This window comes from Companilactobacillus sp. (assembly GCF_022484265.1).
Classification (GTDB): Bacteria; Bacillota; Bacilli; order Lactobacillales; family Lactobacillaceae; genus Companilactobacillus.
This window is the reverse complement of sequence record NZ_JAKVLR010000001.1, coordinates 2,158,052-2,172,735: the sequence shown is the minus strand read 5'-3', so window position 1 is coordinate 2,172,735 and position 14,684 is coordinate 2,158,052. Positions and strand designations below refer to the sequence as shown.

11 protein-coding genes are annotated in these 14,684 nt (G+C 39.7%); 3 read left to right on the top strand and 8 right to left on the bottom strand.

Annotation, left to right across the window (positions count from 1 at the left end; all coding sequences use genetic code 11):
• Window positions 1-3: 3 nt before the first annotated feature.
• Both LKF16_RS10395 and LKF16_RS10390 read right to left on the bottom strand, forming a co-directional pair.
• A complete protein-coding gene (locus LKF16_RS10395; protein WP_291471709.1) occupies window positions 4-1,374 on the bottom strand; it encodes an aspartate aminotransferase family protein in 1,371 nt (456 codons plus the stop codon).
• A gap of 177 nt (window positions 1,375-1,551) precedes the next feature.
• Window positions 1,552-3,276 (bottom strand): pyruvate oxidase, encoded by a 1,725-nt coding sequence (locus LKF16_RS10390; protein ID WP_291471711.1) that lies wholly within the window; start codon window positions 3,274-3,276, stop codon window positions 1,552-1,554.
• A 197-nt stretch (window positions 3,277-3,473) separates the two neighbouring features.
• On the opposite strand from LKF16_RS10390, the gene LKF16_RS10385 reads away from it, so the two are divergent.
• On the top strand, window positions 3,474-4,001 hold the full coding sequence (locus LKF16_RS10385; RefSeq protein ID WP_291471713.1) for an HdeD family acid-resistance protein: 528 nt from the start codon (window positions 3,474-3,476) through the stop codon (window positions 3,999-4,001).
• Window position 4,002: 1 nt separating this feature from the next.
• Here the strand turns inward: LKF16_RS10385 and LKF16_RS10380 are convergent, their stop codons facing one another.
• The gene (locus LKF16_RS10380; RefSeq protein WP_291471714.1) at window positions 4,003-4,383 is read right to left on the bottom strand and encodes a PaaI family thioesterase; all 381 of its coding nucleotides are present in this window, start codon (window positions 4,381-4,383) and stop codon (window positions 4,003-4,005) included.
• A 24-nt stretch (window positions 4,384-4,407) separates the two neighbouring features.
• On the opposite strand from LKF16_RS10380, the gene menB reads away from it, so the two are divergent.
• Both menB and LKF16_RS10370 read left to right on the top strand, forming a co-directional pair.
• Entirely contained in the window at window positions 4,408-5,223 is an 816-nt protein-coding gene (menB, locus tag LKF16_RS10375) for a 1,4-dihydroxy-2-naphthoyl-CoA synthase (RefSeq protein WP_434735168.1), read from the top strand.
• A gap of 17 nt (window positions 5,224-5,240) precedes the next feature.
• On the top strand, window positions 5,241-6,698 hold the full coding sequence (locus LKF16_RS10370; protein WP_291471715.1) for an o-succinylbenzoate--CoA ligase: 1,458 nt from the start codon (window positions 5,241-5,243) through the stop codon (window positions 6,696-6,698).
• 1,042 nt (window positions 6,699-7,740) lie between these two features.
• Here LKF16_RS10370 and LKF16_RS10365 read toward each other — a convergent pair.
• From LKF16_RS10365 to LKF16_RS10345, 5 genes are all read right to left on the bottom strand, one after another.
• A complete protein-coding gene (locus tag LKF16_RS10365; protein WP_291471717.1) occupies window positions 7,741-8,493 on the bottom strand; it encodes an alpha/beta fold hydrolase in 753 nt (250 codons plus the stop codon).
• 68 nt (window positions 8,494-8,561) lie between these two features.
• The gene (locus LKF16_RS10360) at window positions 8,562-8,846 is read right to left on the bottom strand and encodes a hypothetical protein (protein WP_291471719.1); all 285 of its coding nucleotides are present in this window, start codon (window positions 8,844-8,846) and stop codon (window positions 8,562-8,564) included.
• A gap of 350 nt (window positions 8,847-9,196) precedes the next feature.
• The gene (locus LKF16_RS10355) at window positions 9,197-10,102 is read right to left on the bottom strand and encodes an IS3 family transposase (RefSeq protein WP_291711173.1); all 906 of its coding nucleotides are present in this window, start codon (window positions 10,100-10,102) and stop codon (window positions 9,197-9,199) included.
• Window positions 10,099-10,776, bottom strand: coding sequence for a helix-turn-helix domain-containing protein (locus LKF16_RS10350; RefSeq protein WP_291712165.1), 678 nt, complete (start codon window positions 10,774-10,776; stop codon window positions 10,099-10,101). The genes LKF16_RS10355 and LKF16_RS10350 overlap by 4 nt, the downstream gene beginning before the upstream one ends.
• A 724-nt stretch (window positions 10,777-11,500) precedes the next feature.
• Complete coding sequence (locus tag LKF16_RS10345) at window positions 11,501-13,900, bottom strand: M13-type metalloendopeptidase (RefSeq protein ID WP_291472290.1); 2,400 nt, start codon at window positions 13,898-13,900, stop codon at window positions 11,501-11,503.
• Window positions 13,901-14,684: the final 784 nt, after the last annotated feature.

Below are 14,684 nucleotides of genomic sequence, written 5' to 3'. Positions count from 1 at the left end.
GTACTACCAGCCGATCTTAGTATCAGTATCTGGTAAACTAACTTCCCCATTTTCTACAGCTGTAAATGCCTCATCGAGCACATCTAAAGCCTGATCTAATTCTTGACGTGTAATTACTAGTGGTGGTTGAAAACGTAAAATATTCCCTCTTAACGTGATCATGACGACACCATGTTCAAAAGCGTAACTGATAACTTTGGTAGCAAAATCAGGATCAGCTTTTTTGCTGATTTTATCGGTAACTAATTCGATACCTCCGTTGAGGCCAAACATTCTGACATCCCCAACGTTTTCGTGGTGCTCTTTCATATCTTCAAAACGTTGCTTAGCATACTCGCCGTCAACTTTAGATTTTTCGATCAAATCGTCTTTTTCAAGCGCATCTAAGGTTGCTAAAGCAGCTGCACAACAAACTGGATTTCCCGAAGTGGTAAAAACGTGAGCTGGAGCTGCCAAACTTTCCATGATGTCAGCTTTGCCGATGACAGCAGACAAAGGCATCCCTGAAGCAAGCGACTTGCCGACCGACATCAAGTCGGGTTCGATATCGTGATAATTTTGAATACCCCACATATGGCCTGTTCGACCCATGCCTTGGTTGATCTCATCGACCGCGAATAAAATACCATGTTCGTGGCAGAAATTATAGACTAGCTGCATATATTCTTCAGGAGCTTTGACGAGTCCGCCATCTCCTTGAATAGGTTCGATCAAAACGCAAGCAACTTCATCAGCTGGTAAAAAGCTTTCAAACGGTTGCTTGAAGGCTTCAAAAAATCTGACAGCCACATCGTGTTCGGATTCTCCAGCTTCTCTGCGATACAAGTCTGGGTATGGAACGTGGACGACTCCTGGCATCAATGGACCCATTTTTCGAGTCATGTTCAAACTGACGCCAGATAATGCCATCGAACCATAAGTTGAGCCGTGATAAGAATTCATATACGACACAATATATTGACGTCCTGTATAAGCTCGGGAAAATTTAATAATTGCATCATTTGATTCTGAACCAGAATTTCCAAAAGCAACTTTCTTAGGCGTTGATCCAGGTGCGACCTTCGCTAATTTTTCAGCGAGTTCTTGTTCTGGTACATGATGAAAATAAGCAGGTGTGTAATGGATGAGCTTTTCTGCCTGATCCTGAATGGCCTTGACCACCAAATCGTTAGTATGACCGACGTTAGTAGCAGATGCACTAGCTAGCAAGTCGATATATTCATTCCCGTCTACATCCTTGAGGATCGCACCGTGCGCTGAATCGATCACTAGATCGTAGTAATTGATCCGGCCGGCAGTAGCAAAATATTGATTCTCACGATCGATCAGACGTTTATCTTTTTCGTGATTATGGCCAACTGTTTGAGCTCCCATAATGACACCTCCTTAAATTAGTTTTGTGGTAAATAAGGATATTCTAATCTTTTTCTAATTTACGTGCAACGAAAATAAACGATTTTTGGGTAAAAAAATAAAAATATGCATAAAAAAAGGATAACCACGGCATTTCGTAGTTATCCTATTTCTTAGATTAAATTTAATTAAAGTATCCTATAAGAATGATCTCATGATTTCTCTGAATGGAGGAAGTGTAGGCATTGTACCCTTGTCTTTCAAGTGAACGAAACCAAACTTCATGTATCCTTTAGCTTCATCCATCATGATCTTACCAGGAAGTGGAGCTTCATCAGTAACGGCAACATCCAAAAGCACTGGCTTAGTTGGGTTACGATACTTCTCGATTGCTTCACTGAATTGTTGATCAGTTGTGATACGTTCACCGATACCGCCAGCAGCTTCAGCAAATTTTGCAAAGTCGATATCTGGTAGCGAGATTCCGTATGTTTGTTGACCAGCAGATTGTTGTTCGTATTCAATGAAGGCTAACAATTTGTTATTCAAGACAATGTAGAGCATTGGCAAGTCGTATCTTACGGCTGTAGCAAAGTCTTGCATGACCATTGAAGTAGCACCATCACCAGCGATAGCATAAACTGGGCGATCTGGATAAGCTTTTTTGGCAGCAATAGCACCAGGCAAAGCACATCCCATGGTACCTAACCAAGCTGAGATGGTGTATTTTTGCGTATGCTTAGCATTGATAAATCTGGCACCAAAGGCAGTTGAAGTACCAACATCAATTGACCAAACAGCGTTTGATGGAGCATTTTCGGAAATATTGTGGAACAAGAGTGATGGAAGAACACCCTTATGGTTCTTAGAGTAAACATCTTTGAGCCATTTTCTCCAAAGAGTGATCTTAGCTTCGGCTTGGTCTAAGAATGGACGTGTTGATACTTCTTCTCCACGGTCGATCAATTGACGCAAGACGTCTGCAGTGTCACCTTGGATAGCGACAGTCACGTTACGACGTTTACCTAGTTTGTCACCATCATTGTCGACTTGAATAGCGTCAACTTTTTTATTCAAATATGGTGCATATGGATAGTCAGTACCAAGCATAATGACTAAGTCAGCTTTTCTCATCATTTCAAAAGCAGGCTTAGTACCTAACTTACCTAATTGTCCCAAGTTGTATGGGTGGTCATCATCGATCAAGCCTTTAGCAGGCATTGTTTGAATGACCGGAATCTTATATTTTTCAATGAATTCTTTAGCTTCTTCTTTGGCATTTTCGATACCACGACCGGCTAAGACGATTGGCTTTTCATGAGTTTCGATCAAGTCCAAAGCCTTGTCGATCTCGCCGGAGTCAACACGCAAATCTTCAAGCTTAAATGTGTCAACATTTGGTTGATAGTTATCTTGGATCATATGATTAGGAACGTCATCAGGAATTGTTAGGACAGCAACTCCTCGTTTTGAAATGGCAGTTCTAATTGCTTCGTCGACGATTCTTGGAAGTGATTGAGGATCCATAACGATTTTGTTGTAAACGGCAACATCAGCGAACAAAACATGAGTATCAACTTCTTGGAAAAAGTCGGTATTGATCAATTTTGAGTTAACGCAACCTAATATAGCTAGAACTGGCGCATGGTCCATTTTGGCATCGTAAAGTCCATTCATTAAGTGAATAGCACCTGGTCCACCAATTGAAAAGCAAGCACTGATCTCACCTGTTAGCTTGGCATGGGCAGCAGCTGACAAAGCAGCTACTTCTTCATGCAAAACGTGAGTGAACTTGATCTTGTCTTGAGCTCGATACATAGCGTCGATCGTTGTGTCGACTGAATCACCGGGAATACCATAAATATTGTCTATGCCCCATTTGGACATAATGTCTACCATCTTATCTGATGCACGTACTTTCATAATTGTCCTCCTATAACGATATCAATATATACTTTACCACTATTTTTTCACAATAAAAGTATTCTGACTAGGCTTTTATTTTCAAGGGATTGTTGAAAATAATATATAACTTGTGAAAATGGTCATTAATATTCAAAATTTAATTGGATTAAATTTCTGATATTATTAAGATATGAATACTTTTAGGAAGTGAAATAATGGTCAAACAATTCCAACTCTACCGTTGGCTACGATTCATTTTCCTTGCGACTGCAGGGATCCTCATCGTTTTAGAGCCGACCAAAAGTTTGGACTTCATCATCTACATCGTCTCAGCTTATGTTGCTTTTTACGGAGTCCTGTCGTTGATCGACGGATTCAGTCTAAAACGTAAGACTGGGGAAAATAACATGAACATGGGATTCGGCGTCTTGGCGCTGATCGTGGCTATCTTGATCTTGTTCGTGGCAAAATTTCTAGTCGCATTGGTCCCACCTGTATTGGGGATCATCTTATTGGCTAACGGTATCAACCAATTCCGTGATTCGCACGAAACTAGAAAGACCGTCAACGTGACGCCTTGGCTAGATTATTTATACTCGGCGCTTTTGATCATCGCCGGAGTCGTGTTTATTTTGAACCCATCTAAAACGATCATCTTCTTATACCAACTATTTGGCGTAGCTTTGATCGTCTTAGCATTCTTTGAAATTATCAATTCACGACTCTATGGACGGAAAAAATAGCTTATACTGTTTTTAGCGCTACTTTTTTAAGTGTAACCGTACTCAAGCTTGTTGCGATAGCATGTCCATCCAAGTGAGTCGTCACAGTCCAAGTTTGGATTGAATTGCCGACTCGCACTGGAGTAGCTTCAGTGACTAACACCCCATCTTTAACTGGGTTAAGGTGATGCGTCATGATATCAACGCCCACGGCAACGCTGTCGTCATCATCGATATTTAAGTTGGCACCGATACTAGCAGCAGTTTCAGCTAACACAGTGCTGATACCGCCATGCATGATCTTGTACGGCTGCATGTGCTTATCTTCAAGTTTCATCTTTAGGATCACGCGAGTCTTACTTTTATCAGTGACTTCGATCCCTAAATTTTCTAACAAATTCATTTTTACACCTCGGAGGTTATTTTTATGAGTAAATGGGAAACTATTAAAGAATATCAAGAAATCTTTTTCGAACGAATGGGCAAAGTTGCCAAAATCACCATCAATCGTCCTGAAAAAAGAAATGCGTTTACACCTGTTACTGTACAAGAAATGATTGAGGCTTTCAATTATTGCCGCGACGATTCTTCAATTGGTGCCATTATTTTGACTGGTGAAGGCGACCTCGCCTTTTGTTCAGGTGGAGACCAAAGCGTCCGTGGAAATGGTGGATACGTTGGACCTGACCACATTGCTCGTTTGAACGTTCTAGACTTGCAACACTTGATCCGCATCATTCCTAAGCCTGTTATCGCGATGGTCCGGGGCTGGAGCGTTGGTGGAGGTAATATCTTGCAATTAGTTTGTGACCTTACTATTGCGGCCGACAATGCTAAGTTCATGCAAACTGGTCCAAAAGTTGGCTCATTTGACGCTGGATATGGTTCAGCTTACTTAGCACGTGTCATTGGCCACAAGCGTGCCAAAGAAGTTTGGTTCATGTGCAAGCCTTACACAGCTGACGAAGCTTTCCAAATGGGTTGGATCAACAAAGTCGTTCCCCTAGCTGACGTTGAAAAAGTTACACTTGAATGGTGCGACGAGATCTTGCAGAAGTCACCTACTGCAATTCGTTTCATCAAAGCAGCAATGAACGCTGACACCGATGGTCTTGCTGGTCTGCAACAAATGGCCGGAGACTCAACAATGTTGTTCTACACTACTGATGAAGGTAAAGAAGGTCGTGATGCATTCCTTGAAAAACGCGACCCAGATTTCGACAAATTTCCTAAGTTCCCATAGAGAGAAGGTTAAACTTTATGGAAAATTGGCTAACCAAACGGGCAGCCTTAAGTCCTAACAAAGTTGCCCTAATTTACCAATATACTGATTTTACATTTAATGAATTGAACTCGACGGTCCAGCTGTACGCCTCGAAACTGTTCAACAACGGCATTCATCAAGGCGACCGCGTAGGGATTTTCACCGCTAATTCTTTCAACGGCTACATCGCCACCCTAGCCTTGCAACAATTGGGCGTGGAGATCGTCTTTTTAAACATCCGCTTGTCTGACGAAGAATTGAACTTCCAGATCAAGGATTCTGGCGTTTCAGTCGTCTTGATTGATGACGCCACCGATGATGCTCAACTAGAAGCTACGACTGTTAAAAAAACTTATATGTCCGAAATTTTGTCGATGGAGCCGTCTGACAGTTATCAGCCAGTTGCTGAATTCGACAATGACTCAGTAACTTCTATTATGTACACGTCTGGGACCTCTGGACGCCCAAAAGGAGTTCTGCAAACTTTCGGAAACCACTTTTATTCCGCCATCGGTATGTCGTTAAACCTAGGTATCAATCAAAAAGATTCTTGGGTCATGACCGTGCCAATGTTTCATATCTCAGGTTTTTCGATCATGATGCGGTCGTTGATCTACGGCATTCCCGTCTATTTGATCGAACATTTTGACGTTGACTACATCAACAAGATTTTGATCAACGAACGAGCTTCGATCATTTCATTAGTACCAACGATGCTCAAGCGTTGTCTCAATGGATTAAAGACCGGACAGAAGTACAATCCTAACTTTAGATGCGTCTTCTTAGGCGGCGGTCCGATCGATAATTGGACCTTGTTGCGTTGTCAAATGTCAGAAATACCAGTCATTCAGTCATACGGAATGACCGAGACAGCATCTAACGTCGTTGCATTAAACTTTGAAGATGCTGAAAGAAAAGTCGGATCATCCGGACAACCACTCTTTCCAGTGCACTTGCGGATCACCAATCCAGACGAAGACGGCATTGGCGATATCGAGATCAAGGCTCCTAACGTAGCGAAAGGCTACTTAAATCAACCAAAACTTTTTGCAGCGAAGATCACTGATGATGGCTTTTACCGTACCGGCGATTTGGGACATCTGGATGAAGAAAACTTCTTATATATCAACGGCCGAAAAGACGATATGATCATCTCAGGTGGAGAAAATATCTATCCTGAAGAAGTCGAAAATGTATACGCCAAGATCGATGGATTGGAGTCAATCGCAATCGTGGGCGTTCCAGATGACGACTGGGGCCAAGTGCCAGTGGCCTATATCACAGTCGGCAAGAACGTTTTCTTGAACGGACCAGACTTGATCGAGTACGGCCGCAATCGCTTGGCTCATTACAAGGTGCCACGAGAGTTTAGATTATTAAAAAAGATGCCACTCACCTCAAGTGGCAAGATATTGAGAAGAAAGTTGAATGAGGAAGAATACGAGCCATTATAGAGAGAAGCCGAGGCGAAAGCTGAGGCTTTTTTTTGACTCTAGACTAGTCTATATATGTCGCCTCCGGGATGAGATTGCTTTCTTGGCTCCGTGACGTAGTGGGCACACTTGAAGCTTACCGCAAGGACCGCGCCAATCTCCAAGCTGCACCTTTGCCTAAGCACTGCTTCGCATTGCTAATGCAAATTTCACTACTTGGGCCAAACGCAATCTCATCCTTCCGGCTGGATAGATGTAAACTTTGTTATTCAACATGCATTATTTGTTGATATTGAAAGGAAAGACCTGTTTTCTTTTGCGCTCCATTCGAACATAAAAAAAATCAAATCCTTAGGATCTCAAAACTAGAACGTTTGATTTTTGTTATCCAAAATCAAATCAAACTTCTGATCATTGGTAACTTCCAAAAAGTAATCGAAATTCACTGATTTAAAAATATTGGATTTGAGATGTAAACCGACAAGAATGCCATTAGCAAGATACGATAATTCGTTCCTTTATGTTTGAACGTATTTAGGCTTCGAGGGGGTGTCGCGTTCGGCCTAAGCCGTGAAATTTGCGTTAGCAATGCGAAGCAGTGCTTAGGCAAAGGTGCAGCTTGGAAATTGTTGCGGTCTTTGCAATAAGTTTCAAGTGTACCCACAGCGTTCCAGCGCCGAACAAAGCGACACCCCCTCGGAGCCGGGTCCCATACCTCAAAAAAAAGAAGCCACGACGTACCGTAGCTTCTGCTGGGACTTCTTTCATTTAATTCGTCCCAAACCAAACGTTTAACAATTATGGATGGGGATGTTCATGTTTGGTATAGTACCAATTTTCCGTGTTTGATCCGATTCCCGCTGGGTAACAGAAATCAAATCAGTGATGAATGCTCACGCTTATTTTTATTATTTGGTACAAACAAATTATAATCTCGGATACAATTTTTTAATCTATCCTTTTCAAAAGAAATATTATCAATTATTGATAGTCACAATATTAAAAATATTTTTTCACAATCTTATTTATAATTTTGCTCATATTTTCAAAGTTTTCATGAAAATTATTCCAAATAATATTCGAAAAAGTTAGCAATTTTATCCATCAAAGGCGGTTCAACCAGGTGTTTAGCCTTATATCCAGTAATGAAAGCCACCTGTTCAGCATATGGCTGACCTTGGATCTCATCAAAAAACGACTTCGGTTCCTCATAAGGAATCCGCTCATCATCAGTACCATGCCAAAACAGCAATGGCCGATTAGCAATCGTCTCTGGATAATTGCTGAGATCATAGTCATCGATCCAACTAGTTAATTTTTTCATATCGTCCGGTATGTACAGATCATGTTTATCAGCCGACTCGCGGACCAGCTTGGCGTAGTCGTTCAATTTCGGACTACCCATAATGATCGCTGCTGCAGTGATTTCCGGATGCTGAGTCAACAACGCACCCGTCGTCATCCCGCCCATTGAATAGCCACCAACACCAATTTTGCCATCATTGATCAAATCTCTTTTTTTATAAAAACCCTTGATCAGCGAGAACTCGGCAATGTTTCCTTGAATGGTATTCCAAAAAGTAAACGATGGAATCGACGACACGTCGTGCAGCCTTTCGCCGTGATTCATCGCATCAGGCAAGATCACCCGGATATTTTTGCTGGCCAACTTCCTAGCTTGCGTCAAAACCAATTCTTTATCAGATCTCCAACCGTGATAAAAAATAACAATCGGTGTTTTGCTGTAACGATATTCTTCCTCAACAACTTCCAATATCGGAACATCTTGCAAGAGCCGCTTATATATTTTTATCATCAGCTCACCTCATTTCTATCAACATAATATCATTTATAGAAATAATGATAAAAAAAATACGCCTATCTCTAAGCGTATTGGCTCGCATGTGCATTTGCGCATTCAAAGTATTGATCTATCTTAAAGATCAGTTCATCAACATTTTGTTGATGAGCATGTTTGGTCTTTTTGTCGTAGATGCGCAGGTACATGCGAAATCGAAGTAACGTCGGACCCGTCTCCTCAGTTTCCATTCGATTGATGAATTCCATAGCAATATCAATCAGTTTTCTCTCGGAAATAAGATTGAATTGAGCTACGGATTCACCCAAGGACGTGATCATTGTTTGATCATCCATGAATTGTATGTCCATAGTACTCGCTCCACTCCCGTTCTATGTTTCACGTAATTCTTTTTGCAACTACCAGGGAGATAATTCTCCCTGAATGTAATTATGAATGATTTATAAGCAAAAAAATAGCCAGATTAATATAGTAAATATATTCAAAATTGATTTATTTCTATAAATAATTTCTATTATTAAATAGATATGTTCGTTTTATTCAAAATATTTGGTTTTATTTTTAATTAAATGGTCTAAACACTATTTTGTAGTCTAAGTATATTTAGTTGTACGTATGGGTCCCGACTCCGGGTTGGTTCCGCTCTTTCGGCTCTGGAATGTATTGGTACCTGTCAAGTTGACATTTGATTTTTATAAAATTATAAACTCAAACTAATGGCTTTATTCCAGTATTCTGCTGGAGTAAGGCCATTTCTTGTTTCTGATCGATCATTATTATTAAAATAATTTATTCCTGCTTCTACCAATCTTTTCAATTCTTCAAAAGTTGTAGGAGTTGGAAAACGGTCCATCCATCGATTTTTAAATTCTCTCCACCAGTGTTCCATTGGAGCGTTGTCAAAAGGTGTTCCTGGTCTGGACATACTTCTAGTAACTTGATGTTGCGATAAAAGCTTATTGAACTTATTTGAGACATAGGCTGATCCCCGATCAGTATGAACAAGAGGATGTACATCACCCATTTTGTCGAACACATTTTCAAACATTTCTGTTTCAGCTTCTGCGGTCTCAGATGGGGTTAAATTGAATCCAATCAAATGTCTACCATAAAGATCCAATACACCACTTAGCTGTATCTTTTGTCTCTGTTCGATTCCGAATTCTAATTGAGTTGAATCAGATAACCAAATTTCATTTGGAGCTTTGGCATCAAAATTTTGATTTAGCACATTATCTTTAATGTATCTATCTTCATCGTCTTGACGATCCTTTTTCTTTGTACATGATTTACAGCGAATATTTAGTTCTCTCATAACTCGCTTGATTTGTTTGAGCGTAACACCAAACTCCAATGATCCTTCCATTCTAAGATTGAGAAGGATTTTACCTGCACCAATTGTTTGGGTATGAAAGTTGTAAATCTCAAGGACTTTTTTCTTTAGTAATTCATTTCTTTTTTCCCATGGACTTTCTTTACGTTTAACAAATTTATTAAAGGCCTGTCTGCTTACGCCCATATACTCTAATAAAATGGACTTCCATCCATGATGATTTTGACAAACCTCAATTATTGCCTGATAAGCTTGTCTGTTTTGTTTGTTCACTCCCCACGCTGGATTTCGTTGAATTTTTTTTCAAAGGCTTCAATTACTTTATGTTTTTCAAGTTCAGCTTTGAGTTGACGATTCTCTAATTTTAATTTATCTAATTCTGTCAATTCAACGTGATCTCTGGTTTTCTTATGACCGCGTTCGTCTGCCAAAGCAGAATATCCAATATGTTCAGCTTTCATTACCCACATGCGTACTTGTTGGTAAGATACTTGAAAATGTTCTGAGGCTGCAGCGTAAGAATGATCTTGTAGGGTAACGTACTCAACCACTTGAATTCTTTCTTCTAACGTTGTTTTCTTTGACACGTGGATGACCTTCCTTCCAACAGGTGAATCTGTCAGTTTCTTGTCATCATTATACTGTATTAGCCAGTATCTAAGCTGCTTTGTGTCCTTAATACCATATTTACTTGTTACTTCATGTAAAGTTCCTTCACCATTTCTATATGCCTTTACAGCACTGATCTTAGTTTCCGCACTGTAATGATTAGGGGTTTTCTGCTTTTTCAAGCCTTCCGCTCCATATTCCGTATAAACCCAATACCATCCTCTAAACGTTGTACATGGTATATTTTTCGATTTCGCAAAGGTTTGTTTTGGAAGATTAGATTGTTTGAACTCTTCAATTAAATTAATCTTCTGTTCGTAAGTATATTGTCTGCCCATAATAATCCTCCATGATTATGCATGAAATTATTCCATTTCAAATGTCAACCATAAAGGGATTATCGCAGAACGTAGTGGGCCCACTTGAAGCTTACTGCAAGGTCCGCAGCAATCTCCAAGCTGCACCTTCTACTAAGCACTGCTTCGCATTGCAAGTAGAATTTCACTACTGAGGCCGAGCGCTCCGCCACCCCTCCGTCTAAATAGAGTCAAATCTCTCTCCTTGTTGAAAGAAGGTATGTCGGCAGTGTTCGCATCAACTTTGAACTTGTCTGATCACTTTAGTTTATCGACTAACTTCAATCTTATGCAAACAGAGGTTGCATTCCTTATTTCAAATATATTTAGAGTGCTTGAATTGACTCTATTTAGACGGAGGACGGAAATCGATGCCCGGCTCAGTAGGGAAGTTATTGTTGGTCGGCGACGACGCCGGCTTACAATAAGAGGCAGCTTTGAGATGTTTTCGGTTTGTGAAAATAGCTCAAAGTGTCTCCCCTACGTTCCAGACGAAAGGCAATCGATTTCCGTCCGGAGTCAGCCCGCATACCGCCTAGCAAACAAAAAAAGCCCAGGACATAATCCTGAGCTTCCCTGTGATCTTCATGTCTGTATCAATCAGATTAATTGATTGGCTATTCTGAGGAGGAATAATAATAATCACAATCTAATTTTTACAATGGTTCATTCAAAGTCCGTTTACCACTTCCTTTGAATTGGTAATTTACCAAATATTAACACGTTGATCTGGAGCTAAGTACATTCCATCGCCAGGTTGAACATCGTACGTGTCGTAGAATGCACCAATATTTTGTAATGATGTGTTAACACGGATGCTGTCTGGTGTATGGACATCTTCGAGCTGTGCTGCTTGGAGTTCGGTGTTGTACTTAGATCTCCAACCTAAAGCATAGTTTTCAAAAAATTGATTCAAATCGTAACTTGATTCATTTTCTAGAGTTGCTAAGGCAACGTTTAAACCACCGTTATCGGCAATGTTCTCATTTTCAGTTTGAACACCGTTGACGTAGCCGCCACCATAAGGGATTCCGTTATATTCGGCAGCCATGTCGTCAACTAATTGATTAAATCTAGCTCTATCGTCACTAGACCACCAATCGTTGTACTCGCCATTTCCGTCGTATAAGGAACCATTAGCATCAAAGGCGTGAGTCAACTCATGTCCGATGATAACGCCTAGTCCACCTAAGTTTTGCGAATCAGTATTATCGGTACTGAAGAATGGACTTTGGACGATACCGGCATTGATGGTGATCGAGTTGGTCAAGACATCGTATGATGCATCTGGTGTTAAGGCAGAGTCGCCTTCGTCCCAAGCACTACGGTTAACTGGATCTTTAAAGTCAGCAAATGCTTGCAGAGCTTGTGTTCCGACTAAGTTACGGTAGTTGATATATGCTGAGTTATTACCTTCGATATCTACTTTATTCAGATAATCAAAATCTTTGCTAGTTGGATAACCAATTTTAATTTGTAGTCGACTAAGTTTGCCCAAGGCATTCAATTTAGTCTGGTTGTCTAACCAATTAGCGTTGATGATCTGCGTTGAATAAGTGTAGATAATTTTTTTAGTCATCGTAGTTACGGCATCTTTTTCTTGTTGAGACATGATCTGTGGGCCGTAATACTGACTAAATGCATCGGTAAATGCTGTTGAAGTTAGATAATATGCAAATTCTTGTTGCAATTGTGGTGAAAGATCGTCTGGATCTTCGAGGTATTCTTGACTAAGTTCTGGGTAGTTAGTCTGCAAATAATCTTCGAATCCATCAGTGATATTTTGCAATTCACTGGCACGATATAGGATCAAATCAGAAATCAACCAACCCTTCAAATCGTTAAACGTATCTGGATTGACTAACTTAGATAAGTTATTGAAATATGAAGGAGTCATTTCGTAGACGTAGTCTGGCGTTTCTCCCATCAACGTTTGGAAAATAGCATTGAAGTTGATGTATTGAGAAGTATCAGCTAAGTCTTGGAAACCAACTTGTGCGTAATTAGAAGTAATTTCTGGCTCTGCACTCAAATCTTGAGCTGTTTCGGTATTCATCAACAACTGGTCATAGTTGACGGTTCCGGTGATGATATCTTGGATAACATCGTCAGAATAACCTGCTGCTTGTAAAAAGCCGACGACAGCATTTTCTTCATCTGAACCTATACCTTGGTCTGTCAACATCAAAGGTTGAGCACCAAATAAGTAGATAGCTTGTTTGGTAGGATCGTTTTGGTCACGACCGATGATAATTGAAAATGGCGTTGGTTGATCACGACCGATCATATTAGTAAACGCACCGTTTACTTGGTTGATATTGGTCATCTTCAAGATATTCTCTACTTCAAGACTCATATCAGGTGTGATCACGCCGACGTTGCTGAGGTCATCGCCAGAAGTCAATTGATAGAACCAAGTAGCTGAATCCATGGCGTAACCTGCTGAATCCATTCCGTTTGATAAGTTGATAAAGTCATTTTCGACTTGTTGGTCGACACTAGCTGTCACATCGTTAAAGGTACCTTGTTCAGGTGTGGCATCATTAACTTGTGTTTCATTTACCCAAGCACCATTTTCGGACATGTAAAAATTGTCTTGTGGTCTTGCGTAAGTTACATCGCCATTCCAGTCGCCACCATTTGTATTAGTAGTTTGAGAAGGTTGTGCGACTGTTGTGGTTTGATAATCATTAGTTGTTTCGTTCACAGTATTAGTTGTTGTATAGTTCGAATTATCGCTAGTACTTGTTGATTGAGTATTATCAAAACCATTATAGATAGTAGTTGGTGTAATAGAACTTGTTCCGATAGTTGTTTGTGTTGTATTGCTATTATTATTTTTATTTACACTTGCCGTATCAGTACTTGCTGGATCATAAACTGTCGCGGTAGGTGTTGTCTTGGCTGTATTTACTGATGATGCAGGATCAACTGTGCCAATTGTAGCTGTTGCCGAAGTTGGTTGAGTAGTGGTCTGACTTTCTTCAACACTTGGCTGTTGTTGATCTGTGACTGCATCTGCCTTGACTGTTTGACTCGTAGTAATTGCTCCGAGAATTACGGCAGAAAAGGTAAATACGCCCATTAAACTTTTTTTCATTTTCATTAGAAGTCCTCCAAACAAGGTCAATTATTATTGACGCTTTAATAATCTACCCAAATGGAGGTGTTTAGTATTCTAAAAACGAAATTATTTTTTTCAATAAATGATTTTTTATAAAAACTAAATTTTTCTATCAAAAAAGCAGCCTTGAAGATACTCAGTATCCTCGCAGCTGCTCTCGACAGTTTTTAATTCTCAACTCTTGTAATAAAGGTTTGTGGTAGTCCTTCAAAAAAATGAAAGGTTAAAAACTGTAATATATTAGTTTATCTGTCATCAAAAGGAATTAACCAGCTTATCGGCGGCTCGATCTGAAAATTGGGTAAAATCCAGGGATATGAACGAGCTGACCGATAAATCTTTTCGAGAAACTATTGTGGTAGGTGTTTCTCAAAAAGACTTAGTAAACTGACAACAAAAAGATTATATAACCTTCATTTCATAAAATCAACAAAATAATGTATCAACTGATAAAAAAATATATTTTAAAAATCGAAAATATTTCAATTGTGCAAAATAATCATTTCACTAACTTTTGACTATGTATATCATGATATTCCGGTGTTATCGTTTTCAATAATTGGTATTTACCATCATTGATATTAGTTAATAATAATGCTTATCATTATGTTACAGTTATGTTAAAATAGTCAAATATGCACCTTTTTACTAGTATTTTTTAAACGGACTCTATATAATATGAATTGTTCATTAGGAGTGATCCTGATGAATATAATGACTTAGTCGTTATGTCTTATGAAGTTAGAAAGTACATCCTCAATGTACA

Excerpts from the sequence above, each read along its gene's own strand:
- LKF16_RS10395 (WP_291471709.1), bottom strand. The coding sequence starts at position 1,374 with ATGGGAGCTCAAACAGTTGGCCATAATCACGAAAAAGATAAACGTCTG.
- LKF16_RS10390 (WP_291471711.1), bottom strand. The coding sequence starts at position 3,276 with ATGAAAGTACGTGCATCAGATAAGATGGTAGACATTATGTCCAAATGG.
- LKF16_RS10385 (WP_291471713.1), top strand. The coding sequence starts at position 3,474 with ATGGTCAAACAATTCCAACTCTACCGTTGGCTACGATTCATTTTCCTT.
- LKF16_RS10380 (WP_291471714.1), bottom strand. The coding sequence starts at position 4,383 with ATGAATTTGTTAGAAAATTTAGGGATCGAAGTCACTGATAAAAGTAAG.
- menB (WP_434735168.1), top strand. The coding sequence starts at position 4,408 with ATGAGTAAATGGGAAACTATTAAAGAATATCAAGAAATCTTTTTCGAA.
- LKF16_RS10370 (WP_291471715.1), top strand. The coding sequence starts at position 5,241 with ATGGAAAATTGGCTAACCAAACGGGCAGCCTTAAGTCCTAACAAAGTT.
- LKF16_RS10365 (WP_291471717.1), bottom strand. The coding sequence starts at position 8,493 with ATGATAAAAATATATAAGCGGCTCTTGCAAGATGTTCCGATATTGGAA.
- LKF16_RS10360 (WP_291471719.1), bottom strand. The coding sequence starts at position 8,846 with ATGGACATACAATTCATGGATGATCAAACAATGATCACGTCCTTGGGT.
- LKF16_RS10350 (WP_291712165.1), bottom strand. The coding sequence starts at position 10,776 with ATGGGCAGACAATATACTTACGAACAGAAGATTAATTTAATTGAAGAG.
- LKF16_RS10345 (WP_291472290.1), bottom strand. The coding sequence starts at position 13,900 with ATGAAAATGAAAAAAAGTTTAATGGGCGTATTTACCTTTTCTGCCGTA.